This window comes from Caballeronia udeis (genome assembly GCF_044909315.1).
In the GTDB taxonomy this organism is placed as follows: Bacteria; Pseudomonadota; Gammaproteobacteria; order Burkholderiales; family Burkholderiaceae; genus Caballeronia; species Caballeronia udeis_A.
This window is the reverse complement of record NZ_JBIYEB010000001.1, coordinates 495997-522337: the sequence shown is the minus strand read 5'-3', so window position 1 is coordinate 522337 and position 26341 is coordinate 495997. Positions and strand designations below refer to the sequence as shown.

Below are 26341 nucleotides of genomic sequence, written 5' to 3'. Positions count from 1 at the left end.
CTAGAGCACGTAGCGCGACAAATCTTCGTCCTCGGCTACGTCGTTCAACGCTTTATCAACATAAGCGGCATCGATTTTCACGGGGTGTCCCGCGTGATTGCCCGCGGCGAACGACACTTCCTCGAGCAGTTTTTCGATCACGGTATAAAGCCGCCGCGCACCAATGTTCTCCGTCTTCTCGTTCACCGAAAACGCGATTTCGGCCATCCTGCGAATCCCTTCCGTGCTGAACTCCAGCTGAACGTCTTCGGTTGCCAGAAGCGCCGTGTACTGCTTCACGAGGCTGGCATCGGTGGTATTCAGGATGGACTCGAAGTCTTCCACGGACAGGGAATCCAGCTCAACGCGAATCGGAAAACGCCCTTGCAGTTCGGGGATCAGGTCGCTCGGCTTGGCCAGATGGAACGCACCGCTGGCGATAAACAAGATGTGATCGGTCTTGATCATCCCGTATTTCGTGTTGATGGTCGTGCCTTCCACGAGCGGCAGCAGGTCGCGCTGCACGCCGGCACGCGACACTTCCGCGCCACCCATCTCGCTGCGCGACGCGATCTTGTCGATCTCGTCCAGGAACACGATGCCGTTCTGCTCGACGTTCTGGATGGCCTTCGTCTTGACCTCTTCATCATTGAGCAGCTTGCCGGCTTCTTCGTCGGTGAGCATCTTCAGCGCGTCCTTGACCTTCACCTTGCGCTGCGTCTTCTTCCCGCCGCCGATATTCGCGAACATGGACCGGATCTGGTCGGTCATTTCCTCCATGCCCGGCGGCCCCATGATGTCCATGGTCGCCTGAGGCGCTTCAATGTCGATCTCCACTTCCTTGTCGTCGAGCAGACCCTCGCGCAGACGCTTGCGGAACGTCTGGCGCGTGCTGTTCGTGCTGTCGTCGGGCAACTCGGCCGTGCTGAAACCCGCCGTCGGCCGCGCGCTCGGCAGCAGGATGTCGAGGATCCGGTCCTCGGCGCGGTCAATGGCGCGCGAACGCACTTTGCGCATTTCGCTTTCGCGCGTCTGCTTGACCGAAATTTCGATGAGGTCACGCACGATGCTGTCCACATCGCGGCCAACGTAGCCGACCTCGGTGAACTTCGTTGCTTCGATCTTGATGAATGGCGCGTCAGCGAGTTTCGCCAGACGCCGGGCGATTTCGGTCTTGCCGACACCGGTCGGTCCGATCATCAGGATGTTTTTCGGGGTGATTTCCTGGCGCAGCGGTTCGGCGACTTGCTGACGCCGCCACCGGTTGCGCAACGCGACGGCGACCGCTTTTTTTGCGCGGCCCTGGCCGATGATGTGTTTATCGAGTTCCGAGACGATCTCGGCTGGAGTCATGGTGGTCATCGTTGGTCCTTGTCCTGTGCTCGCGAATTCGCGAAAGCGGAGTTACTCGATCGTCTCGATGACGCGATTGTGGTTCGTATAAATGCACATATCGCCCGCGATTGTCAGTGCCTTTTCGACGATATCGCGCGGCGAGAGTTCGGTGTTTTCGACGAGTGCCTGCGCCGCGGCCTGCGCATATGCGCCACCCGAACCGATCGCACAAATGCCGTTTTCGGGATCGAGCACGTCGCCGTTACCCGTGATGACGAGCGTGGTTTGTGCGTCCGCGGCGATCAGCATGGCTTCCAGCCGGCGCAGCATGCGGTCCGTGCGCCAGTCTTTTGCCAGCTCGACGGCGGCACGCGTCAGGTTGCCCTGGTGCTTTTCCAGCTTGGCTTCGAAGCGATCGAGGAGTGAAAACGCGTCGGCCGTGCCGCCCGCGAAACCGACCAGGACCTTGCCGCCATAGATCCGGCGCACTTTCTTCGCGCCACCTTTCATCACGATATTGCCAAGCGTGACCTGGCCGTCGCCACCGAGGGCGACCTGGCCGCCGCGTCGCACAGAGACGATGGTCGTGCCGTGAAATTGTTCCATGTGCAATCCTTTGAAAGCGGAGTGGGCGCGGCAGCCGGAAGACCTGTGTGCCGCCGCGCCGCCGGGGAATCCTTGAGGGAGGGGAAGAGCCCGGCTGCGCTGCAACGTTGCGCTCTAACGGACTCTCGCCATGCCCGCGCCACTGGCGCGCGTCCAGTTCATTTTAGGGCGCTGCGGAATTTATCAAGACGCTTCTTGTGGCATCTTGTGTGCGACGGCGGCGGAGGCTTGCCCGCCTTGCGCAATAAGCGTCGCCGGCGGCAAAAACGGTGCACAAAAACAAAAAGGCACACGAAAATCGTGTGCCTTTTTGTGCTTTCAAGCGTTTTTAATCTCTTCGATACCCAAATCCGGGCCGGCAGGTTTCCCGCTGCGGCCGTGACCGCAGCGCTTGCTGCTTCGGCAGATCAGTCGCCGAACAGCTTCTGGCGCAGTTCGCGTCGTTCCTGCGCTTCGAGCGAGAGCGTCGCGGTCGGGCGCGCGATCAGGCGGGGAATGCCGATCGGCTCACCCGTTTCCTCGCACCAGCCGTAGTCGCCAGACTCGATACGCGCCAACGACTGCTGCACTTTCTTCAGCAGCTTGCGTTCGCGGTCGCGCGTGCGCAGTTCTAGCGCGTGCTCTTCCTCGATCGTCGCGCGATCAGCCGGGTCCGGAACGATGACGGTTTCCCGCAGGTTTTCCGTCGTCTGGCCCGCATTCTTGAGAATGTCGGCCTGCAACTGTTCCAGTCGGACCCTGAAGAACGCGAGTTGATCCTCGTTCATGTAATCCTTGTCGCCCATCTTCAGGATTTCGTCTTCGGTCAACAATCGTTTCGTCGTCATCTGGCTTGCTTCTTCAATGTGGGGCGATGTTGTTCGCCATCTTCGCGGTCGCTCGCCGCGCTCGCCGCCGCTGTTGTCCGGATTACCCGCACTTCAGCGATACTCGCCAACAATTACTACTGCATGCACTTACTACGCCAAACGGGCTGCGACTCCCGTGGCGCTTGACGGCGCCACGCGGGGCCGATGCATCTGGACCACTGCATCCAGACCGCGCATCCAAACCGATTCGTCTGGATTGATTTTCAAGCGAATCGACCGGTGCCCGATGTTCGGAACAACACCATACCTTTCACTTTCACTCTCTCGCCTGGGGCTTGCGAAACCACGATGGGCGTTGCGCGCGGCGCTGGCGGGAGCGCTTTTCAAACCCGCTTTCCAGTCACTTCGGTGGCACTCGCGCCGGGCTTTGCAGTCAAGGCTGGACGGAGTACCAGCTTCTCCAGTGGGGCTGTATTGTAACTGAATCGCAAACGTGTACTACACCTGAGCAAAACACTGGCTCGATTCGTTCGTTATCTCAAAAATATAACGCGCTGACGTTTAAAAAGCGATGGTTCTTGGTGGGCGTGAACACATATTGCAACGACGTTCGTGGCGACACGCGCCCGCGGCCAAAGGCGCAGCGATTTTAGCCTCGCCAGCGTGTCGCAACGGTCGCGCTTCAGGAGAGAAATAGCGAGAACTATGCCAAAAACGCAGGTTTTCGGATGGAGCGGGCGGCGCGAAGCCTTAAAGGGCTCCGCGCTTCGCTGGTTTCAGCTTCCTTGATCAGCCGGGATCAGACCAGGCAGGCGGTCAGCCCGTCGATGATCAGGTCCTGCGGCAACTCAATGCCAATGAACACCATCTTGCTGTTCTTCTTTTCGATGGGCTGCCATTTCGCGGCAAGATCGCTGCCCATCATCTGATGCACGCCCTGGAACACGACCTTGCGATCGACGCCCTTCATGTACAGCACGCCCTTGTAGCGCAGCAGGCGTTCGCCATAGATCTGCAGGATGCCGCCGAGGAAATCCTCGAGCCGGTTCGGATCGAACGCGCGGTCGCTGCGGAATACAAACGACTTGATCTTGTCGTCGTGGTGCGCATGGTGGTGGTTCGCGTGGCCATGCTCATGGTCGTGGCTGTGATCGTGGCCGCAGGTGGCGTGGTCGTGATCGTCGTCGTGCGCATGGTCATGTCCGGCGTGATCGTGAGCGTGATCGTCTTCCGCCAGGAAATCCGGGTCGATTTCAAGCTTCGAATTCAGATTGAAGCCGCGCAGGTCGAAGATTTCCTTGATGTCCGCATCGCCGAAATTCACCACCTTGATCGCGGCGCGCGGGTTCATGTGAACCAGGCGGTGCTTCAGTGCGTCGAGCGCTGCGGCGTCGACCAGATCCGACTTCGTGATGAACAGCCGGTCCGCAAAGCCCACCTGGCGCTGCACGACTTCGTGCTCGTCGAGCTGATGGTTGGCGTGCTTGGCGTCGACCAGCGTAATGATGGCGTCAAGCAGGAATTCGTCCGCGATGGTGTTGTCCATGAAGAACGTCTGGGCAACCGGGCCCGGATTCGCGAGGCCGGTCGTCTCGATCACCACGCGATCGAAGTTCAGCGTGCCGGCCTTCTTGCGCTCGGCCAGATCTTCCAGCGCGCGCGCCAGGTCACCGCGGATCGTGCAGCAGATGCAGCCGTTGCTCATCTGGATGATCTGCTCGTTCGTTTCCTGGACGAGGATCTCGTTGTCGATATTCTCTTCGCCGAACTCGTTCTCGATCACGGCGATCTTCATGCCGTGCTGGTCGTTCAGGATGCGCTTGAGCAACGTGGTTTTGCCGCTGCCCAGAAAGCCGGTCAGGATGGTAACGGGAATCATGATGGTCGCCCTGTTCTTTAAAGTCGAAGGATCGTGCGGCATGTTTTCGGGCTACGGGCGTGGCCCGCGGCGGCTGCGCCAATGCTCGAAAACATGCGGTCGGTCGATTATTGAAACATATTTGTCAAGCGGACGCTCTGTGCTCCCCTGAACGCGCGCTGTCCGAAGCGCTCAACTATGGGCGATCAGGCGATTTGCAACAATAGGCCTTTCAGGTATTCCCCTTCGGGAAACGCGGTTAAAAGCGGGTGATCGACACCTGCGCCAAGGCGCTTCAGGATACGAGCATCGACTTTCGCGTCGGCCGCTGCGCCCGCCACGATCTTCTGGAACAGATCGGCGTCAATGGCGCCCGAGCAGGAATAGGTGAACAGCAGGCCGCCCGGGCGCAGCAACTTGAAGCCGGTCAGGTTGATGTCCTTGTAGGCGCGCGCGGCGCGGTCCACGTGCTCACGCGACGGAGCGAACTTGGGCGGATCAAGCACGATCAGGTCGAAACGTTCGCCCTCTTCATGCAAGCGGCGCAGGGTCTTGAACGCGTCGGCGTCGAGCCATTCGGCGCGTTGCGGGTCGAAACCGTTCGCCGTGACGTTTTGCCGGGCGAGCGCCAGCGCGTCGCCGGAGGAGTCGATCGACACTACGCGTTTCGCGCCGCCTTTCAACGCAGCCAGCGAAAAACCGCCCGTGTAGCAGAAGCAGTTGAGGACGTCGCGGTCGCCGGCGTATTCGCGGACAAGCGCGCGGTTGTCGCGTTGATCGACGTAGAAGCCGGTTTTATGGCCCCGTTCGACGTCGATGTGATACCGCACGCCCCCCTCATTCGCGATCAGGGTGGCAGGCGGCGGATCACCCGCCAGCACACCGGTGATCTGCTCGAGTCCTTCCTTCTGGCGAATGGACACGTCCGAGCGTTCATAGACATTCGGACAGCCGGTTGTGCCGATCAGCGCCTTCACGATCGGCTCTTTCCAGTGTTCCACGCCGGTCGCCATGAATTGGCAGACCAACTGGCCGCGCCGGCTTTCATCGTCGGCAATGTAGTAATCGACGATCAGGCCCGGCAGTCCGTCAGCCTCACCGAAAATCAGCCGTGTGGCACCCGTGTCGCGCACCATGGTTTGCCGGTGCGCGATCGCCCGCTGCACGCGCCGCTTGAAAAACGCGTGATCGATTGGCTCGGTCTCGTCAAAGCTCCACACGCGCGCGCGAATCTGCGAGACCGGGCTGTACGACGCGCGTGCCAGGAAACGCCCGTCGTGAGCGCGGATCAGCACGGTTGCGCCGGGCGCGGGTTTGCCTTCCACGTGTTCAATTGCGTTTGCATAGATCCACGGATGGCGGCGCGCGAGCGACTTGTCTTTCTCCGGTTTCAGCGTAATGGTGTTCATGCGGGGCTTCGGTGAAAGCGCTGACTCGCCCAAGGGAAGTGAACGCTGTGGAGGTATCGGGCCGCGGTTTCATGAGCAGCGAGCGAATCCGGCAGTTACACCGGACTCGCACCGCGTCAGCCATTTTTCAGGGTGCAACGGCATGCCCGCAACGTCTTGCTTGCGGCCATGCTTGCTTAGTCGCGTTTTTTTGCGCGCGGATGCGTCTGGTCATAGACGCGGGCCAGGTGCTGGAAATCGAGCGACGTGTAAACCTGCGTGGCTGTGATGCTGGCGTGGCCGAGCAGTTCCTGCACGGCCCGCAGGTCGCCGCTGGATTGGAGCACGTGCGTGGCGAACGAATGCCGCAAGACGTGCGGATGCACGTTCGACGGCACGCCGGCCAGCAGCGCCATGCGTTTCACGCGGTCACGCACCACGTTCGGCGACATCCGGTTACCGCGTACAGACAAGAACAGCGCGTGTGGATCGTCCTTTACAAACTGCCCGCGTACGTCAATCCAGGCGCGCAACGCTGTAATTGCCTTGCTGCCCACCGGCACTGACCGCCGCCGGTTTCCCTTGCCGAGCACATTGACTTCGGTGCTGGCGAGGTCGAGCCAGCCGGCCGATGAATACCCTTCGGATTGCACAAAATGCACATCCAGCCCGACGAGTTCGGCGAGCCGCAAGCCGGACGAATAGAACAGTTCGAGTATGGCGTGGTCCCGTAGAGCCTCGGGCGTGTCGGCTTGCGGCGCTTCCATCAGCGCATTGGCGTCGTCGACGGAAAGCGCCTTGGGCAAGGACTTTGCGCGTTTCGGCGCACGCACGGTCGCCACCGGATTGGCGTGCATTTCAACCTGCTCCGCCAGCCACCGATAAAACGCCCGCCACGCCGATAACCGATGCGCGATGGAGCGCGCCGATAACCCGCCGCCGTGAGCGCGTGCTACGGCGCCGCGCATGTCCGCGGCGGTCAGCAACTCCAGCGCCCGGCCGTTGGCAAGCTTCTTCAGCTCGTCAAGTTCGTGCGTGTATCCGCGCAATGTATGTTCCGACAACCGCCGCTCGTGCTCGAGCATCGACAGATAGGCGCTTACCGGATCGTCGGTCATCTCAGTGGGGCAGCAAGCGGCTGAGCGCGGCGCTGGCAAGCGTGCCGATCTGCGTGAGGAAGTCGGTGGCCATGCCCTCGTGGAATCTGCGCGGATCGGGCGAACCCATGACCAGCAAGCCAAACGCGGGCGCTTCCGGACCGGCCACCGGATCGCGCAAGGCAATCAGCGTGATGGATTCGGTGGTGTTCGCCGTGTCTACGACACCATCTGTTGTAGCCGAGGCCACCGAGACCGAACTCGCCGATGTCAGCCACTGGGCCGCCTCGAAGCCGGTATTCGATCCGCAATACGGCGTGGTCAGGCTGCTTGTGAAAGAGCGGACTTCCTCGCTCGTGGTCCGCGCGAATTCGGCTTGCGCGTAGGGCTCGGCGACATCCCACACCCGTAGCGCAGCTTGGGGCACCTCGAAGATTTCGCACAGGCCGGCCGGGATGGTCTTCGGCAGCGCATGCGGATCACGTTCGGACATGACACGAATGGTCCATCGATGAAACTTCGCAGCGATGCTGTCGTTCTCATGCCCGTACCGCAGCAGTTCGGCCAAGCGGCGTTCGATCTGCTTGTTCTTGTCGCGGAGCATTTGCATCTGGCGCTCTTGCAGCGACACCGCGGACTTGCCATGCGGATTGGACAGCCGGATTGCAGCCAGCAACTCGGCGTGCTCGGCAAAGAAATCAGGATTGGCGATCAGGTAGTCGGCGACTTCACGTTCATTCATGGTATCGGGCAGCATCGGGTTCCTGACAGTCAGTCGGCGTTAGCGAGTTTGGGATCAAGCTCGATCTTGCCTTCGAATACGGTGGTGGCGGGGCCGGCCATGAAGAGCGGCGCCGCGGCGTCGTGCGCACCTTCCCAGGCGATGGTCAGCACACCGCCATGAGTCTCGACCTGTGCCGGCGAGTCGAGCAGACCGCGCCGAATACCCGCGGCAACCGCTGCACATGCACCTGTGCCGCACGCCAGCGTTTCGCCCGCGCCGCGTTCGAAAACGCGCAGCTTCACCGCACCGCGATCCACGATCTGCATGAATCCCGCGTTCACCCGTTTCGGAAAGCGCGCGTGATGTTCGATCACCGGTCCTTCAATTAACACCGGAGCGTTTTCCACGTCGGCCACGATCTGCACGGCGTGCGGATTGCCCATGGATACCACCGAGACCCAGCGTGTTTCACCTTGCACGTCGAGCGGCCACAGGGTGTCTGCGCTTTCCGTGCGGCCTTGCAAACCTTCCGTGTTGAAGGGCACCAAAGCGGGTTCGAACTCCGGGCGGCCCATGTCCACCACCACGTCGCCGTTCTCCTGCATGGTCAGCACGATCACGCCCTGATGAACCTGAACCCGGACGCTCGATTTGCTGGTGAGGCCCCGGTCGCGCACGAACTTCACAAAGCAGCGCGCGCCGTTGCCGCAATGCTCCACCTCGCCGCCGTCGCAATTGAAGATGCGGTATTTGAAATCAACGCCTTCAATGTCCGGTTTTTCGACCAGCAGCAACTGATCCGCGCCGACGCCGAAATGTCGGTCCGCGAGCGCGCGCACCTGCGCACCGCTCAGCGAGATTGGTTTGGAGTAGCCGTCGAGCACGACAAAGTCGTTGCCCGCGCCGTGCATTTTGGTGAATTCGAGTTTCATGGCGCTATTGTAAGTGACATGCTGCAAGGGCATGCACTAGACCTGATAGGGGATGAGTCCGGGCTTGTGCGGCGCTTCGGCCGTCGTTTCCCGGACACCCGGATGACTCAATAATTCAATAAAAGCCCGGTTCGCCCGGCGGCCGTGTCTTGAAGCGCTTGTGCACCCAGTAGTACTGCTCCGGCATGAGCCGGACCTGCTCTTCGAGGAACGCGTTCATGCGGCGGGCGTCGGCGGCGTCGTCGCCGGTCGGGTAGTTGTCCCAGGGCTTGAATACCCGCAGCTTGTAGCCTTTGTAGTTCGGCAGCACTTCGCCCACGAACGGCATGATTTGCGCGTGGCCGGTCTTGGCCAGGCGGCCTACCGCCGTCAGCGTGCACGCTTGCACGCCGAAAAACGGCACAAAGGTGGAGTTGCGCATGCCGTAGTCCATGTCGGCGCCGAGCATGACGGGCTTGCGATCGCGCAGCCAGCGCAGCACGATCCGCGCACTGTCCGCGCGGCTTGCCATTTCGGCGTCGAAACGGCCACGCTGTTTCTTCGCTATGTCGTCGAGCGCCTTGTTCGACATTGGCTGATACAGCGAGCCGCAGGGCCTGTGCAGCGAGTAGTTGATCCACACCGAAGCCGCTTCGATCGCGACGAAGTGAAAACCGAGCAGCAGGGTGGGCGGCATGTCGGGATCGAGGAGATCAACCTCGCTGTCGACCTGGATCAGCTTGGCGAGCTTCTCCGCCGAGCCGAACCATTGCACGCTGCGCTCCACGTAACTGCGGATCGCGTGCCGGAAGTGCTTCTGTGCGACTTCTTCCCGGCGCTCGGGCGTCCATTCGGGGAAACACAGGCCGAGATTGATATGCACGATCCGTTTCCTGTGGCTCGGGACTTGATAAAGCAGCCAGCCGAGACCGTCGCCGAAACGTGCGGTGATGCCATAGGGAATGAGGGCGAGCAGCTTCAGGAAGCCCACCGCCAGCGCGACGCCAATGCGACCTAACATGCGACGCTCCCATGGATTCGGAAGAAGATGGTTTTTCGACTTTGCCGGGGAGCGTTCCGGGCATGACGGCGGTGGGGGCTAGGGTATTTCTGGGATGGCAGCAAACGTTCGGCTCTGTGACAAATTAGAGAAGCCGCTATAATAAAACCTTCGCCGAGTTAATGGACAACTTGCGGGGCGAAGCTGGATGGTGCTTAACGGCGCTTTCCGGACCATGTTTTCCGCTAAAGCGTCGCCGCTTCAGACTCCAGACGAAGTCGGCTACGTGAGCAACCTACCCGTACTCAAATGGAGTCTGAAGCGTGTCAAACGATTACTTCTTTACCTCTGAATCCGTCTCCGAAGGCCACCCGGACAAGGTAGCGGACCAAATCTCCGACGCCATCCTCGACGCCATCCTGGCTCAGGACAAGTATTCGCGTGTCGCGGCCGAAACCCTTTGCAATACGGGTCTCGTGGTCCTCGCGGGCGAAATCACCACGCAGGCGAACGTCGACTACATCCAGGTTGCGCGTGACACCATCAAGCGCATTGGTTACGACAACACGGAATACGGCATCGACTATCGCGGTTGCGCGGTGCTCGTCGCGTATGACAAACAGTCGCGCGACATCGCTCAAGGCGTGGACGCCGCTCATGACGACAACCTCGATCAGGGCGCAGGCGACCAGGGGCTGATGTTCGGCTACGCATGCGACGAAACGCCCGAACTGATGCCGCTGCCCATTCACCTGGCACACCGGTTGGTCGAGCGTCAGGCGAATATGCGTCGCGACGGCCGCCTGAACTGGCTGCGTCCGGACGCGAAGTCCCAAGTGACCGTGCGTTATGTCGACGGCAAGGCGCATAGCATCGACACCGTCGTGCTCTCCACGCAACACGCACCGGACATCGAACTGAAGGCGCTGCGTGAAGCCGTGATCGAAGAGATCATCAAGCCGGTCCTGCCGGCCGACCTGATCAAGGGCGACATCAAGTTCCTGGTGAATCCGACCGGACGTTTCGTGATCGGTGGTCCGCAAGGCGATTGCGGATTGACGGGCCGCAAGATCATTGTCGATACATACGGCGGCGCGGCGCCTCATGGCGGCGGCGCGTTCTCGGGCAAAGACCCGTCGAAGGTCGACCGCTCGGCAGCCTACGCCGGCCGTTATGTCGCGAAGAACATTGTCGCGGCAGGGCTCGCTACGCGTTGCCTGATCCAGGTGTCCTACGCAATTGGCGTGGCGCGTCCGACTTCGGTCATGGTCAACACGTTCGGCACGGGCCGCGTGTCGGATGCAAAGATCCAGGAACTCGTGCTCGAGCATTTTGACCTGCGTCCGAAGGGCATCATCCAGATGCTCGACCTGCTGCGTCCGATCTATGAGAAGTCAGCAGCGTACGGCCACTTCGGCCGTGAAGAGCCGGAATTCTCTTGGGAAGCCACGGACAAGGCGCTGCTGCTGGCCGAAGCTGCCGGAACGGAACCGGTTGTTGAAACCGCCTGAGTGTCTGGTTTGAATGATTAAAAAGCCCGCTGAGCGTTACGCTCAGCGGGCTTTTTTTGACTGTTGTCAGCACATGTATCCATGCGTCTGGACGTTGCCGTGTCCGCCGGGCGCAATGCTCCGCTTCACCCGGCACTCACAGCGGCAAAACCGCGCACGCATGAGTAAAGCCGGGTCCGGACCAGGGTTTTGCGCGCGTCAGGAATAATCAGCGGGCAGCAAACGCAAACCATCCGTCGCTGGTCGAAAGCCTGCGCGGACGACGGCTTGTCGTATTAATTACGCCGGGGGCCAATTTCAATTTGGCTACGGGTGCGCGTAACTGCGCCGGTTTTCGCAATAACGCCTTAAAGGCAGCCTGTCGCGATGCCGCCCTTAATCGCAGATTCGAAAAAAACCCGTGAAACCAGGAGCGAATACCATCGACGGGATGGGTTTTCCTGAATTGCCCCGCAAGAAATTGCGTGCGCGCGGAATGATGACGCAACGCGCGAACAACGCCGCGCCCCGCAGGACGTGCCGCGCGGACGGCGGCACGGGTAAGACGATTCGTGAAACGGATATTCATGGATTTCACAGGCTCGGGGTTGCAATGACTGCAACCCGACATTAGTCGGATCAAAAAAAGCGTTCAATAGTTTGATCAATTGAACGCAATAAAAGTTGCGAGCTTGAAGCGCGCACTTATTTAATAGATTTTCATCGAAAGGGATTTTCGATGGGCTCTCTCAATGCACGTCGGCAGGTTATAGAACAAATGTTACTGCCGGAAGTCGGCATTTTCCCGCACGGGTGTTCGGCCCAGTACTCGACGTCCCGAAACCCGCAGGATGGAGCGCCGCATGGCCCGGGCGATTTACAATTGATGTATTCGCCCTAATTAGCCGGCTTTCTTACCATTTGTTTACGTAGTGAAGAAGCCCAGCCGGCCAGATGCTTTCCCTGTGAGTCGATATGCCGAATCAATCGAAGTTGGAACAAGTCCGCGCGTTGCGTGAGAACGGCTACGTGGTGGTGCCGGGCCTCGTCACGCCGGAGCGCTGCGAAGCGATGCGCAAGGTGGCGCAGCAGCAGTTGGTAGAAGCCGCGGCGCCGGTGGAGTTCGAGGCCGACCTGCAATATCCGGGCGCGCCGAATTCGAAAGACGCGCCCGGCGGCCATACGGTGCGGCGGTTGCTCGACGCATACGGTCGTGATCCACGGTTCGCCGCCTGGGCCACGTCGCCCGATGTGCGCGGCTGGATGGAAGTGTATTTCGGTGAGGCGCCAACCCTTTCGCGCGCCCATCACAACTGCGTCATGACGAAGCATCCCGCTTACGGCAGCCTGACCGGCTGGCATCGCGATGTGCGTTACTGGAACTTCGAGCGGGACGACCTGGTGTCGGCGTGGGTGGCGCTCGGTAACGAGACGGTCGAAAACGGCGCGTTGTGGTTTGTGCCGATGTCGCACAAGTTGCCGTTCACGTCCGAACGTTTCGATAAAGCCAAATTCTTCCGCTCCGACCTGCCCGAGAACGAAGTGCTGATTCGCAGCGCGGTGTCGCCAAAACTGAATGCCGGCGACGTGGTCTTTTTCCACTGCAACACGCTGCATTCCGCCGGCAAGAATCTCACCGACCAGGTGAAATTCTCGCTGGTCTACACCTATCGTGGCGCCAGCAACCTGCCGTTGCCGGGAACGCGGTCCGCGTCGAAGGAAGACGTGCCGTTGATCTGACACCGCGCCAGAAGGCGCCCGAAGGCGCCTGAAAGCGTCAGCGCTTGGCCGGGATAGCCAGTCCGATCAACCCGGCCAGCATGGCGACCATGCCGCCGGCGATCAGCCAGATTGTCTTGTTCGTCGGCGAGCCGGTGAAGAAACGCGAGACGTCGTTACTCAGCGAATGGAACGACTGGCCACCGAAATACAGCAGCACGACGCCGCCTACGATCAGTGCAATGGAAATCGCCTTGGTCATGAAAATCTCTTCAGTGTGCGGACCGCAAGCTTATTAGCCCTGGCCGGGTGCGTCCAGCGCCGCCGCAGTTCCAGGTGCAGGTGGTTTCGGGGCTGGCTTGATCCCCGGCTTGATCTGCCGCAGCAAGTCCGCCTGGACGCTCGCGTAATCCGTCCGGCTCGTCCACACGCCGACGTTCAGTTTCACGCCGGTATCGGTGTAATCGGAAACGGCGATCCACGGTTTGTTCTTGTCGTCGTTGATGATGCGAGGATCCGTTTCCACAATCCGATGCAGCGACGCCAACGATTCCTCAATGTCCTGATCCTCCGGAATGATCACATTCAGCACTACGCGGCGGCGGTCGTTCACGGTGAAGTTAGTGACCGGGTTCGCCCAGATCGCGCTGTTCGGCACGAACATGATGACGCCGTCGCTTTTGGTCAGACGAGTGGTGAACAGGCCGATTTCGTTGACGGTTCCGGCCGTTGTGCCAATCCCTTCAATGTAGTCGCCGACCTTGAAAGGCCGCAGCAGCAACAGCATCAAACCCGCGGCAATGTTCTGCAAGGTGCCTTGCAACGCGAGTCCGATAGCCAGTCCGGCCGCACCGAGCACGGTCAGGATGCTGGCCGCCGCAACGCCGAATTTGCCCAGCGCCGCAACAATGGCGACCACCCGGATCGCCCATTGCACCAGGCTTGCCATCACAGGCGTGAACGTGGCGTCTGCGTTCGTGCGGCCGAGCGCGCGTTTCACCGCGTTCGCCACACGGTTCGATACCCACCAGCCGACCAGCAAAATCAGGACGGCCATCAGTACGTTGAATCCGTACGTCACGCCTGCTGTCAGTAAAAAATCGTAGACAGGGCGTAGTTTGTCCAGCGGGTCCATGAAACCTCTCCTCGTTCGAATGAACAGGGTTGGTCTGGGTCCAGCCGCGAATCGTTCCCCTTGCTGGCCATTCGGTCACGTCCCGAATATCGGGATAGCCCTGATTTGTTCGGGTCAAGGTCAACGCGACGCGGCGTGATTCGCTAACATGACGGACTCGGCGCACGTCAGACGACATGTTCCGCGCGATTGTTGGCTGCCTGCGCTTGGTTAGCGCTCGCGCACCCCTATTGTCCCTTCACCAATTCGAGGATTCCGTCATGGCTTACGAAGCAGCTTCCGAACGCTATTCGCAGATGGCTTACCGCACCTGTGGCAAGAGCGGCCTGAAGTTGCCGGCGTTGTCGCTGGGTCTTTGGCACAACTTCGGCGACACCACGCCGATCTCCACGCAGCGCGACATCCTGCGCACCGCGTTCGATCTCGGCATTACGCACTTCGATCTGGCGAACAACTATGGCCCGCCGTACGGCAGTGCGGAGACGAATTTCGGACGGTTGTTCAAGGACGATTTCCGGCCGTATCGCGACGAATTGCTGATTTCGTCGAAGGCGGGTTGGGACATGTGGCCGGGCCCTTACGGGCAGGGCGGCGGATCGCGGAAGTACGTGCTGGCGTCGCTGGATCAGAGCCTGCAGCGCATGGGCCTGGATTACGTCGACATTTTCTATTCGCATCGTTTCGATGCCGACACACCGCTCGAAGAAACCGCCGGTGCGCTCGCGACCGCCGTGCATTCCGGCAAGGCGCTGTACGTGGGCATTTCGTCGTATTCATCGGCTAAAACGCGCGAAATGGCGAAGCTGCTGGCCGAGCATAAAGTGCCGCTGCTGATTCATCAGCCGTCGTACAACATGCTGAACCGGTGGATCGAGGAAGACCTGCTCGACACGCTCGACGAGGTGGGGGCAGGCAGTATCGCGTTCACGCCGCTGGCGCAGGGGCTGCTGACGGGTAAATACCTGAATGGCATTCCCGCCGATGCCCGCGTCAACAAGCCGGGCGGCGGATCGCTCAAGCAGGAGCATTTGAGCGATAAGAATATCGAGCATGTGCGCAAGCTCAACGATCTCGCGCAGCGGCGCGGTCAGAGTCTCGCGCAAATGGCACTGGCGTGGGCGTTGCGCGGTGGCCGCGTGACGTCGGTGCTGATCGGTGCGAGCCGTCCGGAACAAGTGACGGAGAACGTCGGCGCGTTGAAGAACCTGGAGTTTTCGAAGGAAGAACTCGCCGAGATCGATCAGCACGCGACGGAAGGCGGGATCAACCTGTGGGAAAAGCCGTCGACGGATCAGCGGGTTTGAATTGTTGAATCCTTGAATCCGCAACGGTGAGCATAAGGGGGCGCGGTGATCGCCGCGCTCCCTGACCTGCTGCATGGTTCGCGAAAAACCCGGCTGGCAATCCAGGCACTGGCACTGTTTATCTTCCCGCGTCGCTGAAACCAGCCTGAAGGCAGCAGGGCCTTTGCGTTGCTGCGCCATGACGTTGTTATCATGCGGACTCCGGAATGTCTTGTTTGTTCGCGATCGAGCCTGTTGTCTGATTTCACGCGCCGTTGCCCGGACGAGCCAGCCTGCGGTTCCGGCCAATCGGCTGGACATTCCCGTTCAGCGTGTAAAAAAACGCGCCTTAAACCCGGAAATCGCGTGTGCGGTAAAATAGCGGATTACGCGTGAGGATGCGGGGAATGCGGAACATTCGCTCCGAGCGCGCGGGTCTTAGCCGCAATCAGCAGCAATCGGCCCGGTTCTCGCGTGTCGCCAGAAATTCCGCTTTAGCATCACGCATTGCTTTCGTTGCGCCTTCGAGGTGTTGTCGCCGGAATCGAGCCCGCGTTTTTTACAGCGGCCACCGGAACGCACTACTGCGCCGCCCTGATTCCGCACTATCCATGAAGCCATGAGCAACCTTAATCCTCAAACCGTTCTAAGCGTCCATCACTGGACCGACACGCTGTTCAGCTTTACTTGCACACGCGATTCCGCGTTCCGTTTCGAAAACGGCCAGTTCACCATGGTCGGCCTGGAAGTCGATGGCAAGCCGCTGCTGCGCGCCTATAGTCTCGCGAGCGCAAATTACGAAGAGCACCTCGAATTTCTCAGCATCAAGGTGCAGGACGGTCCCCTGACATCGCGTCTTCAGCACTTGAAGGTCGGCGATCCGGTGTTGATCGGCAAGAAGCCAGTGGGCACGCTGGTCGCCGACAACCTGCTGCCCGGCAAAACGCTGTGGCTGCTGTCGACCGGTACGGGCCTGGCTCCGTTCATGTCGATCATCAAGGACCCGGACGTGTACGACCGTTTCGACAAGATCGTGCTCACGCATACCTGCCGTTTCGTCGATGAACTCGCGTACAAGGACTTCATCACCGAGCACCTTCCGGCGCACGAGCATCTGGGCGAGCTGATCCAGGAAAAGCTGGTGTATTACCCGACGGTTACCCGCGAAGAGTTCGCCAATCGCGGCCGGATCACGGACCTGATCGAAACGAAGAAGCTGTTCGCCGATCTGGACGTGGCGCCGTTCTCGGTGGAAAACGACCGCGTGATGCTTTGCGGCAGCCCGCACATGCTGCGCGACACGCGTCAGCTCCTCGATGAAATGGGCTTCCAGGAAGGCAGCAACAATCATCCGGGACATTACGTGGTCGAGAAGGCGTTCGTCGGCTGAGCCTGGCGTGCCGTCTTGCCGTCTTGCCGGCCTGCTGGAAAACGAAAACCGAAGCCCTCGCGCTTCGGTTTTTTCATTTGAGCAGTCGATCAACCCATCGCGATACGCAATTCCTCGTTGCGACAAAACGCTTCAAAAAGCGGCTTCGTCCGCTGACTCCGTTTGCAGAAGCTGAACTTATCTAAAATTTGCTCAAATACGCAATTTTTGAACGTTTTCACAAAAATTGTGTTGAAAAAGCGAAGTCAAAATTAGGTTATCTGCAACGTTTTGCGACGCCTGTCCTCTCCTCTCCGATAAAATCCCGGGTTTTCCAATCGATTTGGCGCCCTGTGCCCGAGGTTTGAGGAGTCACCTGTTCATGTCCCTGTTCCGCAAGAAAAGCATCGAGCACATGCTCGCCGGCGCGCAACGCGCCGGACTCAAAAAAACGCTGGGGGCGCTCGATCTGACGTTTCTGGGTGTCGGCGCGATTATCGGCACGGGGATTTTCGTGCTCACCGGGACCGGCGCGGTTCAAGCCGGTCCGGCGCTGATGGTGTCGTTTATTCTCGCCGCCATTGCGTGTGGGCTCGCGGCGCTCGCCTATGCCGAGTTTGCATCGACAATTCCCGTTGCCGGGTCCATCTACACGTATTCGTACGCCACGCTCGGCGAACTGGCCGCATGGGTTATTGGCTGGGATTTGATGCTGGAATACGGACTGGCGACCTCCGCCGTGTCAGTCGGCTGGTCGGGTTATCTGCAGTCGCTTTTGTGGGGCTTTGGCATTGGGTTGCCCACGGTGCTCACGGCCGCGCCCGGCGCCGTGCCCGGACAATTCACGCTGTTCAACCTGCCCGCATTTCTCGTGATGATGGTGATTACGTCGCTGCTGTCGATCGGTATCAAGGAATCGGCGCGCGTGAACAACGTGATGGTCGCGATCAAGGTCGCAGTCGTGCTGATGGTGATCGGCGTTGGCGTGTTCCACGTCACGCCGGCTAACTGGCATCCGTTCATGCCGAATGGCTGGAGCGGCGTATTCGGCGCGGCAGCCGTGATGTTCTTTGCGTTTATCGGCTTCGACTCGGTGTCGTCGGCGGCCGAAGAAGTGAAGAATCCTAAACGCGATCTGCCGATCGGCATTATTTCGTCGCTGGCTGTATGTGCCGTGCTTTATGTGGCGGTGGCGGCGGTGGTGACGGGTATTGTCCCGGCGGCGCAGTTCGCCAATATCTCGCATCCGGTGTCGTACGCGCTGCAGGTTGTGGGGCAAACCTGGGTCGCGGGTTTCATCGATCTGGGCGCGGTGCTCGGCATGCTGACCGTGATCCTGGTAATGAGCTATGGCCAGACTCGCATCATTTACGCGATGTCTCGCGATGGCCTGCTCCCGGCGCGTCTGTCGAAGGTCCATCCGAAGTACGGCACGCCGTTCTTTACGACATGGCTCGTGGGCCTGTTTTTTGGGCTGATCGGCGCGCTCGTGCCGCTGAACGTGCTGGCTGAGCTGATTAATATCGGCACGCTGGCTGCGTTTTCGATGGTGTCTATTGCCGTGCTGATCCTGCGCCGTACGCACCCCGATATGCCCCGTGCGTTCCGTTGCCCGGGCGTGCCGGTCGTGCCGGTGCTGGCCGTTCTGGCTTGCCTGTTCCTGATGCTGAATCTGCAAGCCGTGACGTGGATTGCGTTCGTGGTATGGCTGGCAATCGGGCTGGCAATCTATTTCGGCTACTCGCGCTGGCATTCGAAACTGGGCCGCGGCGTGGAGTGATACGTCGGTGTTGAACAAAGCCGTTTAGCTAGGCGCCGCCCATTGAGGCGGCGTTTTTACGCGCGCTTTTCGCGGTGTAAAACGCAGGCGTAGTGACGCCCCACCCCACCTTTAGCCCAATAGCGACCGTCTTCATTTTGTGCTTTACTCATTGCTACAACAAATAAACACGAACCCAGCCAGACACTCACACTCGTGAAGTCCGCAAGGCCAGTGAAACAAAAGCGGTGAGTGAGCTTCGGCTGTTTATCCCCCGAAGGAGACAGAAGCATGGCACTCAGCATCAGTCTGACGGTCAACGGCAAAGCCGTCACCGCCACCGTCGAACCCCACATCCTGCTAGTCCAGTTTCTCCGCGAAGAGTTGGGTCTCACAGGCACGCATGTCGGCTGCGACACCGCCCAGTGCGGCGCGTGCACGGTTCACCTGGACGGCCGCGCGATCAAGTCGTGCAACATCCTTGCCGTGCAGGCCGACGGATCGTCGGTGACGACTATCGAAGGAATGGCGAAGGATGGCGAACTCCATCCCATGCAAGCGGCGTTCAAGGAGTGCCACGGGCTGCAGTGCGGCTTCTGTACACCCGGCATGGTGATGAGCGCGACCTCCCTCGCCGCGCAAAAGCCCGATCTCACCGAAGCCGATGTCCGCGAACAACTCGACGGCAACCTCTGCCGATGTACGGGGTATCACAACATCGTGAAAGCCATAGTGCAGGGCGCGCAAGCCATGAAGGCCGCCCCCTGAGCCGCCGCCCGCGCTTCAACTGAAGCTGTTGCGAAGCCGCACTCACCTTTCCGATAACGATGAAGATTCGCGCCTGAACAGGAGTCCGCGATGAACGCCCCCGAGACACCCGATACCCATCACATGATTGGCGCTGCCATTAGACGCAAGGAAGACTATCGCTTCCTGACGGGCAACGGCCAGTACACCGATGACGTCGTCCTCCCGCGCCAAACCTATGGCGTCTTCCTGCGCTCGCCGTACGCGCACGCGACGATCCGCAACATCGACATCACGGCTGCGAAAGAAGCGCCCGGCGTGGTCGCGATCTTCACCGGCGCGGACATGGCCGGCGAGAGCGTCGGTGGACTGCCGTGCGGCTGGCTGATCCACAACATCGACGGCAAGCCGATGAACGAACCGCCGCACCCCGTGATGGCGCATACGAAAGTGCGTCACGTGGGCGACCAGGTGGCGTTGATCATCGCGGAATCGGTGAAGGAAGCGAAGGACGCGATCGAGTTGATCGAGGTGGACTACGACGTGCTGCCGGCTGTTGTCGATACCGCCACCGCCGCCGACCCAGGCCAGCCGCAAGTCCACGATGAAGCGCCGAACAATCTCTGCTACACCTGGGGCCACGGCGATAAAGCCGCCACTGACGCCGCCTTCGCCAAAGCCGCGCATGTGACCACGCTGGACATTGTGAACCAGCGCCTGGTGCCGAACGCGATCGAGCCGCGCGCCGTGAACGCGAGTTATTCGAAGTCCGACGACAGCTACACCGTCTACGTCGCGAACCAGAATCCGCACGTCGAGCGTTTGCTGATGGCGGCGTTCGTGTTGTCCTTGCCCGAGTCGAAACTAAGGATCATTGCGCCGGACGTGGGCGGCGGGTTCGGCTCGAAGATTTATCTGTATGCGGAAGATGTGGCGTTGACGTGGGCGTCGAAGAAAGTCCGCCGGCCGATCAAGTGGACGTGCGAGCGCTCGGAAGCTTTTCTTTCCGATGCCCACGGCCGCGATCACGTGACGAAAGCCGAACTCGCGATGGACGCCGATGGCAAGTTTCTCGGCCTGCGCGTGCACACGACGGCCAACATGGGCGCGTATTTGTCGACCTTCGCGTCCGCAATTCCGACCATCCTCTACGCCACGTTGCTCGCAGGCCAGTACGCCACGCCCGCGATCTATGCCGAGGTGAAAGCGGTCTTCACGAACACGGTCCCCGTCGATGCCTATCGCGGCGCCGGACGTCCCGAGGCGACGTATGTGCTGGAACGTATTGTGGAGACGGCGGCGCGCGAGATGAACATCGATCCGGCGGAATTGCGGCGGCGCAACTTCATCCGCTCGTGGCCGTACACCACGCCGGTTGGCCTGACCTACGATTCCGGCGATTATTCGGCGTTGCTCGACCGTGCGATGGAAATCGCCGATGTAAAAGGGTTCGCTGCGCGGCGAGAGGAATCGAAGAAAAACGGCAAGCTGCGCGGGCTCGGGTATTCCTGCTATATCGAGGCGTGCGGGTTGGCGCCATCGAACCTGGCGGGTGCGTTAGGCGCACGGGCAGGCTTGTTCGAAGCCGGAGAAATTCGCGTGCATCCCACGGGTTCGGTCACGGTGTTCACCGGCTCGCATAGCCACGGGCAAGGGCACGAAACCACGTTCGCGCAAGTGGTGGCGGACCGGCTGGGGGTATCGATGGACAACATCGAGATCGTCCACGGCGACACCGGCCGGATTCCGTTTGGCATGGGCACGTACGGCTCGCGGTCCATCGCGGTGGGTGGCTCGGCGATCATGAAAGCGCTCGACAAGATCGAGGACAAGGCCAAGAAGATCGCGGCGCATTTGCTGGAGGCATCGGCGGAAGATATTGAGTTCAGAGACGGCATTTTCCGCGTGGCAGGCACGGACCGGACGAAGGCGTTCGCGGAGGTGTCGCTGGCGGCTTACGTGCCGCACAACTTCCCGCTCGACAAGCTCGAACCGGGCCTCAACGAAAATGCGTTCTACGATCCGAGCAACTTCACGTATCCATCGGGCGCGTATTTGTGCGAAGTGGAAGTCGATCAGGATACCGGCGAAACACGCATCCAGAAGTTCACCGCCGTGGATGATTTCGGCAACATCATCAATCCGATGATCGTCGAAGGCCAGGTGCATGGCGGGATTGGGCAAGGCATTGGCCAGGCCATGCTGGAGCGCGCCGTGTACGACAACGAGAGCGGCCAGCTGATGTCCGGTTCGTTCATGGACTACGCAATGCCGCACGCGTCCGACCTGCCGAACTTCGATGTGGAAACCGCGAAAGGGACGCCGTGCGTGCATAACCCGCTGGGGGTAAAAGGCTGCGGCGAAGCGGGCGCGATCGGCTCGCCGCCGGCGGTGATCAACGCGATCATCGATGCACTTTCGCCGCTCGGTGTGACCGATCTGCAGATGCCTGCCACGCCGCATCGCGTATGGGCTGCGATGCATGCCGCCGCCGATGCTTCGGCCGCTCGTGGCGCTTCGACTCCCGCTTGAGAGGACTTCGACATGTACTCATTCGATTATCAACGGCCTGACAAGTCCGACGCAGCGGTGGCGTTTCTCAAGCAGCACGATGACGCCAAATATCTCTCGGGCGGGCAGAGCTTGCTGCCGACCATGCGTTTGCGACTCGCGCAGCCATCGGCGTTGGTGGATGTGACGCGGATCGGTTCGATGAAGGACATCACCGTGACAGGCGACAAAGTGACCATTGGTGGAGCGGTTTGCCATGCGCAGGTTGCGGCGAATCCCGAGGTGCAGCGTGCGTTGCCGGGGCTGGCTGATCTTGCCGGCCATATTGGCGACCGGCAGGTTCGGGAGCGCGGGACGATTGGCGGATCGCTCGCCAACGATGATCCGGCGGCGTGTTATCCGGCGGCTGTGCTGGCGTTGAACGCGACCATTGTGACGGACAGAAGGCGTATTGCCGCCGACGACTTTTTCCTTGGGATGTATGAGACGGCTTTGGAGCCGGACGAGCTGATTACATCGGTTGAGTTTCCGATTGCCGAGCGCGCCGCGTACGAGAAGTTTCGGAACCCTGCGTCGCACTTTGCGTTGGTCGGGGTGTTTGTTGCGAAGCATGCCGGTGGTGTGAGGGTGGCCGTGACCGGGGCTGCTTCAAGCGTGTTCCGGGCGTCCGGGCTTGAAGCGGCTTTATCGAAGGATTTCTCGATTGCGTCGGCGCGCAGCACATCCATTTCCGCCAATACGCTCAACGACGATATGCACGCGAGTGCCGAGTATCGGGCGCATTTGATCCCGATTCTTGCCGGGAGGGCGGTCGATCGGGCCAATGCGTTTTAGCGTTTCGTTCGCCCCGATTTTTGCTCGCGCCGATGAACGGGCTGGGGTTCTCCCGGCGCGAGCGAAATAAACACTGACCTATCCAGACCCAGGAACCTCATGGACCCGGCATCCATCGACGAAACCCTCGTCGCGCTGAGCGGGCAGCAATACTTCGCCAGCCGTGAACTCGCAACGGGGCTTTTCCTCGCGTTGAAAATGCAGCGCCCGCTTTTCCTCGAAGGCGAACCGGGCGTCGGCAAGACCGAGCTGGCGAAAGCGGCCGCCGGTGTCCTCGGCACGCAAATGCTGCGGCTGCAATGCTATGAAGGGCTCGACACTGCCAGCGCACTCTACGAATGGGACTACCCGCGCCAGATCATGGCGCTGCGGCTTGCCGAGGCGGCCGGCGAACAACCATCGAACGATTCGCTCTATAAAAGCGAATTCCTTCTCAAGCGCCCGCTGCTGCAGGCACTTATGCCCGACCCGCTGAATCCGGCCGCGCAACGCGTTCTGCTGATCGATGAAATCGATCGCGCCGATGAACCGTTCGAAGCTTTTCTGCTCGAGTTGCTGTCGGATTTCCAGGTGTCGATTCCCGAGTATGGAACCGTGCGCGCCGAACGGCCGCCGCTGGTCGTGATGACGTCGAACCGCACGCGCGAGGTTCACGACGCGCTCAAGCGGCGCTGTTTATATCAATGGATCGGGTATCCGGCACGCGATGTGGAACTGCAGATAGTCGCGGCACGCGCGCCCGAAGCCGGCGCGGACTTGCAGGCGAGGGCCGTGGCGTTTGTGCATCGGCTGAGGACGCTCGACTTGTTCAAGGCGCCGGGCGTGGCGGAAACCATCGACTGGTGCCGTGCGCTGGCGGCGCTTTCTGTCAGCGAACTTGATCCTCAGTCGGTGCAGGACACGCTTGGCGTGCTGCTGAAGTACCAGGACGATCTCGCCCGCGTGGACGCCGCCGAGATCGCACAGTGCCTCGCCGCGCCGGTGTGAACGAACATGGAAACACCAACGCTTGCCCATAACGTTGTGCATTTCGTGCGATTGCTGCGCGGCGCGGGCCTCGCGATGTCGCCGGCGCATAGCGTCGATGCGCTCGAAGCGTTGCGCTGGATCGACATTACCCGTCGTGACGATGTCCGCGCCGCGCTCGCCGCGCTGCTTGTTCATGCGCCCGATGAGCGCGAACTCTTCCATCAGGCCTTCGATCTTTTCTGGCGCGATCCCGATTGGGAAGGGAAATTGCGCGCGCTATTGCTGCCGAAAGTGACGAATGGCGTGCCGCCGCCCAAGCGCAACAACCGTCTCGCCGATGCCCTCGCCGCACGCGCGGCTGCATTGAAGCCGGCTGACCAACAGCCGGACAACGTCGAACATCTCCACGCGCGCATCACGTTCAGCGCGCAGGAGCGCCTGAGCCATCGCGATTTCGACACGCTTACATCCGACGAATGGCGCGCGCTTCGACATCAAATTCGTTCGCATAGGATGCCGCTGGCCACGGAGCCGACACGGCGTTTAAAAACCGCATCGCATGGCACGCACGCCGATTTACGTGCCAGCGCCCGCAGCGCCGTGCGCTCGGGCGGCGACTGGACCACGTGGAAATACAAGAAAGTGGTTGAACGCCGCCCACCGCTTGTCCTGCTGCTCGACATTTCCGGGTCGATGAGCGCGTATTCCCGGGCTGTGCTTTACTTCTGCCATGCATTGCTGCAATCGCGTGAACGCCTGCAGGTTTTCCTGTTCGGTACGCGCCTGACCAACGCCACGCGGGCGTTACGTGAACGCGATCCCGACGTCGCGATTGCCGCGATCTCCGATCAGGTGGTCGACTGGTCGGGCGGCACGCGGATCGGTGCGGCGCTGGCCGAATTCAACCGGCGCTGGGCGCGGCGCGTGCTCAACGGCCGCGCGACGGTTTTGTTCGTCACGGACGGACTCGATCACGAAGCAATCGACGTCCTGGATACCGAAATGCTGCGCCTGAGGCGCTTTGCGCATCGGCTGGTGTGGCTCAATCCGTTGCTTCGGTACACCGATTTCACGCCACGCGCCCGGGGCGTGCGGGCGATCCTGCCGCATGTCGACGCAATGCTTGCGGCTCACAACCTCGACAGCCTGAACGCTGTCGGCCGGGAGCTGGCGGCGGTGACGCGTCGTGCGGACCGGAAATCAGCCGGAGACACGTCATGGAATTGACCGAAACGCATAATCTGCCGGTGCCGCAGAATGTGGCGTGGGAGGCGCTGAACGATACTGAAATATTGCGCGCGTGCATTCCAGGTTGCGAAAGCATAGAAGCCGACGGCGAAAATGCCTATGTGGTGGCCATGACGGCGTCGGTGGGGCCGGTGAAAGCGAAATTCAAAGGGCGCATGAATTTGGTGGACATCGACGCGCCGCACACGTACACCATCGTGTTTGAAGGACAGGGCGGGACGGCCGGTTTCGGCAAGGGGCAGGCGAAGGTGAACCTGGAACCGGGCGAGAATGCGGACTCAACCACCTTGTCTTACACGGCGAATGCGCAAGTGGGCGGCAAGCTCGCGCAGATCGGCTCGCGGCTGGTGGATGGCGCGGCCAGGAAGATTGCCGGGGAATTTTTCAAGCGCTTCGGTGCGCAGTTGACGCAGAATGACGAGCCCGCCGGTGAGCCAGAGGGTGATTCCGATGCGGCGGCTGCCGACGGCGCAGGTGAAGGGAAGAAGAGGAAAAGATCATGGACAGCGTGGATCTCGAAGTCCTGAGAAACAGTGCACGATGGCTCGAACGCGGGCATCGTGTGTTGCTGGTGACTGTCGTCAAGACGTGGGGCTCGTCGCCGCGGCCGGAAGGCGCGATGCTCGCCGTGCGCGACGACGGTGCGGTGATGGGGTCAGTGTCGGGCGGCTGTATCGAAGACGACTTGATCGAGCGCGTCAGGCAACGCGGGATTGAGCAGACGAAGCCCGAGAGCGTGAAATACGGCATTTCGGCGGAGGAGGCGCATCGGTTCGGACTGCCTTGCGGCGGCACCATTCAACTGGTGCTTGAACCGTTGTCGATGGCGAGCGGCATTGCTGAATTGTGCGATGCCGTTCTTGCCGGACGGTTGGTGACACGCACGCTCGATATGAACAGCGGGGCGGTCAAGTTGGAGCCGGCGCAGGCAACGGATGGTGTGACGTTCGATGAAACCGCGCTCTCGACCATTCACGGGCCGCGGTATCGAATGCTCGTGATCGGCGCGGGGCAGTTGTCGCGGTATTTATGCAGTATCGCGGTCGGGCTGGATTATCACGTGACGGTTTGCGACCCGCGCGAGGAGTACACGGACGAGTGGGATGTGCCGGGCACGAAGATCGTGCGCACCATGCCCGACGATACCGTGATGGACATGAAACTCGACGAGCGCTGTGCGGTGATTGCGCTGACACACGATCCGAAGCTGGACGATCTGGCGTTGATGGAGGCGTTGAAGACGCCGGCGTTTTATGTCGGCGCGTTGGGATCGCGGAAGAATAACGCGGCGCGGCGTGAGAGGCTGAAGGAGTTCGATCTCTCCGATTCCGAGTTGTCTCGCCTGCATGGGCCGGTGGGAATTTACATTGGCAGCAGGACGCCGCCGGAGATTGCGGTGTCCATTCTCGCTGAGGTGACGGCGGCTAAAAACGGCGTTTCGTTGCCGACCATTTTGCAGGTTGAAGGAGCGAAAGCGGCGCGTGAGCTTGAAGGGACGGGCGAGGTTTGCGGGATTTAGATTGATGCAGCATTGCCGCGCTTTGAACCGCTTTGATCATCAGCGCGGCGT

The 26341-nt window shown here is 60.7% G+C and carries 24 protein-coding genes; 12 read left to right on the top strand and 12 right to left on the bottom strand.

Annotated features, from left to right (window positions below):
• From hslU to ABH944_RS02405, 9 genes are all read right to left on the bottom strand, one after another.
• On the bottom strand, positions 1 to 1341 hold the full coding sequence (hslU, locus tag ABH944_RS02445; protein ID WP_404604201.1) for an ATP-dependent protease ATPase subunit HslU: 1341 nt from the start codon (positions 1339 to 1341) through the stop codon (positions 1 to 3).
• A gap of 42 nt (positions 1342 to 1383) precedes the next feature.
• The gene (gene hslV, locus ABH944_RS02440; protein WP_404604200.1) at positions 1384 to 1920 is read right to left on the bottom strand and encodes an ATP-dependent protease subunit HslV; all 537 of its coding nucleotides are present in this window, start codon (positions 1918 to 1920) and stop codon (positions 1384 to 1386) included.
• Positions 1921 to 2327: 407 nt separating this feature from the next.
• Complete coding sequence (gene dksA / locus ABH944_RS02435) at positions 2328 to 2747, bottom strand: RNA polymerase-binding protein DksA (RefSeq protein WP_062082343.1); 420 nt, start codon at positions 2745 to 2747, stop codon at positions 2328 to 2330.
• A 781-nt stretch (positions 2748 to 3528) separates the two neighbouring features.
• The gene (locus ABH944_RS02430; RefSeq protein WP_062082340.1) at positions 3529 to 4608 is read right to left on the bottom strand and encodes a CobW family GTP-binding protein; all 1080 of its coding nucleotides are present in this window, start codon (positions 4606 to 4608) and stop codon (positions 3529 to 3531) included.
• A gap of 185 nt (positions 4609 to 4793) precedes the next feature.
• Entirely contained in the window at positions 4794 to 5996 is a 1203-nt protein-coding gene (locus ABH944_RS02425; RefSeq protein WP_404604199.1) for a class I SAM-dependent rRNA methyltransferase, read from the bottom strand.
• Positions 5997 to 6172: 176 nt separating this feature from the next.
• Positions 6173 to 7093: a tyrosine recombinase XerC gene (gene xerC / locus ABH944_RS02420; RefSeq protein ID WP_404604198.1), complete on the bottom strand. Its 921-nt coding sequence runs from the start codon at positions 7091 to 7093 to the stop codon at positions 6173 to 6175.
• 1 nt (position 7094) lies between these two features.
• Positions 7095 to 7814 (bottom strand): DUF484 family protein, encoded by a 720-nt coding sequence (locus ABH944_RS02415; protein WP_404604283.1) that lies wholly within the window; start codon positions 7812 to 7814, stop codon positions 7095 to 7097.
• A 29-nt stretch (positions 7815 to 7843) separates the two neighbouring features.
• Positions 7844 to 8728 (bottom strand): diaminopimelate epimerase, encoded by an 885-nt coding sequence (dapF, locus tag ABH944_RS02410; protein WP_404604197.1) that lies wholly within the window; start codon positions 8726 to 8728, stop codon positions 7844 to 7846.
• Positions 8729 to 8843: 115 nt separating this feature from the next.
• A complete protein-coding gene (locus ABH944_RS02405) occupies positions 8844 to 9728 on the bottom strand; it encodes a lipid A biosynthesis lauroyl acyltransferase (protein ID WP_404604196.1) in 885 nt (294 codons plus the stop codon).
• 302 nt (positions 9729 to 10030) lie between these two features.
• Here ABH944_RS02405 and metK point away from each other — a divergent pair, with 302 nt between their 5' ends.
• A complete protein-coding gene (gene metK, locus ABH944_RS02400; RefSeq protein WP_404604195.1) occupies positions 10031 to 11218 on the top strand; it encodes a methionine adenosyltransferase in 1188 nt (395 codons plus the stop codon).
• Between the two features lie 208 nt (positions 11219 to 11426).
• Here metK and ABH944_RS02395 read toward each other — a convergent pair whose 3' ends face one another.
• Entirely contained in the window at positions 11427 to 11786 is a 360-nt protein-coding gene (locus tag ABH944_RS02395) for a hypothetical protein (RefSeq protein WP_404604194.1), read from the bottom strand.
• Between the two features lie 386 nt (positions 11787 to 12172).
• Between ABH944_RS02395 and ABH944_RS02390 the strand changes: the two genes are divergently transcribed.
• Complete coding sequence (locus ABH944_RS02390; RefSeq protein WP_404604193.1) at positions 12173 to 12937, top strand: phytanoyl-CoA dioxygenase family protein; 765 nt, start codon at positions 12173 to 12175, stop codon at positions 12935 to 12937.
• A 37-nt stretch (positions 12938 to 12974) separates the two neighbouring features.
• On the opposite strand, the gene ABH944_RS02385 is transcribed toward ABH944_RS02390, so the two are convergent.
• Both ABH944_RS02385 and ABH944_RS02380 read right to left on the bottom strand, forming a co-directional pair.
• Positions 12975 to 13178, bottom strand: a complete 204-nt coding sequence (locus ABH944_RS02385; RefSeq protein ID WP_062082327.1) for a DUF3185 family protein — start codon at positions 13176 to 13178, stop codon at positions 12975 to 12977.
• Positions 13179 to 13211: 33 nt separating this feature from the next.
• A complete protein-coding gene (locus tag ABH944_RS02380) occupies positions 13212 to 14051 on the bottom strand; it encodes a mechanosensitive ion channel family protein (protein ID WP_404604192.1) in 840 nt (279 codons plus the stop codon).
• A 260-nt stretch (positions 14052 to 14311) separates the two neighbouring features.
• Here ABH944_RS02380 and mgrA point away from each other — a divergent pair, with 260 nt between their 5' ends.
• The 10 genes from mgrA (at position 14312) to ABH944_RS02330 (ending at position 26290) form a co-directional block, all read left to right on the top strand.
• Positions 14312 to 15355, top strand: coding sequence for an L-glyceraldehyde 3-phosphate reductase (mgrA, locus tag ABH944_RS02375; protein WP_404604191.1), 1044 nt, complete (start codon positions 14312 to 14314; stop codon positions 15353 to 15355).
• A 598-nt stretch (positions 15356 to 15953) separates the two neighbouring features.
• Positions 15954 to 16724 (top strand): ferredoxin--NADP reductase, encoded by a 771-nt coding sequence (locus ABH944_RS02370; protein ID WP_089166527.1) that lies wholly within the window; start codon positions 15954 to 15956, stop codon positions 16722 to 16724.
• A gap of 361 nt (positions 16725 to 17085) precedes the next feature.
• A complete protein-coding gene (locus tag ABH944_RS02365; RefSeq protein WP_404604190.1) occupies positions 17086 to 18483 on the top strand; it encodes a branched-chain amino acid transporter BcaP in 1398 nt (465 codons plus the stop codon).
• A gap of 270 nt (positions 18484 to 18753) precedes the next feature.
• Positions 18754 to 19230 carry a (2Fe-2S)-binding protein gene (locus tag ABH944_RS02360; protein ID WP_404604189.1) on the top strand — a complete coding sequence of 159 codons (477 nt, stop codon included), beginning with the start codon at positions 18754 to 18756 and terminating at the stop codon, positions 19228 to 19230.
• 90 nt (positions 19231 to 19320) lie between these two features.
• Positions 19321 to 21741 (top strand): xanthine dehydrogenase family protein molybdopterin-binding subunit, encoded by a 2421-nt coding sequence (locus tag ABH944_RS02355; RefSeq protein WP_404604188.1) that lies wholly within the window; start codon positions 19321 to 19323, stop codon positions 21739 to 21741.
• A 12-nt stretch (positions 21742 to 21753) separates the two neighbouring features.
• Positions 21754 to 22554: an FAD binding domain-containing protein gene (locus tag ABH944_RS02350; protein ID WP_404604187.1), complete on the top strand. Its 801-nt coding sequence runs from the start codon at positions 21754 to 21756 to the stop codon at positions 22552 to 22554.
• Between the two features lie 99 nt (positions 22555 to 22653).
• Positions 22654 to 23541, top strand: coding sequence for an AAA family ATPase (locus ABH944_RS02345; RefSeq protein WP_404604186.1), 888 nt, complete (start codon positions 22654 to 22656; stop codon positions 23539 to 23541).
• 6 nt (positions 23542 to 23547) lie between these two features.
• The gene (locus ABH944_RS02340) at positions 23548 to 24750 is read left to right on the top strand and encodes a vWA domain-containing protein (RefSeq protein ID WP_404604185.1); all 1203 of its coding nucleotides are present in this window, start codon (positions 23548 to 23550) and stop codon (positions 24748 to 24750) included.
• Complete coding sequence (locus ABH944_RS02335) at positions 24741 to 25298, top strand: SRPBCC family protein (RefSeq protein ID WP_404604184.1); 558 nt, start codon at positions 24741 to 24743, stop codon at positions 25296 to 25298. The genes ABH944_RS02340 and ABH944_RS02335 overlap by 10 nt, the downstream gene beginning before the upstream one ends.
• The gene (locus ABH944_RS02330) at positions 25271 to 26290 is read left to right on the top strand and encodes an XdhC family protein (RefSeq protein WP_404604183.1); all 1020 of its coding nucleotides are present in this window, start codon (positions 25271 to 25273) and stop codon (positions 26288 to 26290) included. The genes ABH944_RS02335 and ABH944_RS02330 overlap by 28 nt, the downstream gene beginning before the upstream one ends.
• Positions 26291 to 26341: the final 51 nt, after the last annotated feature.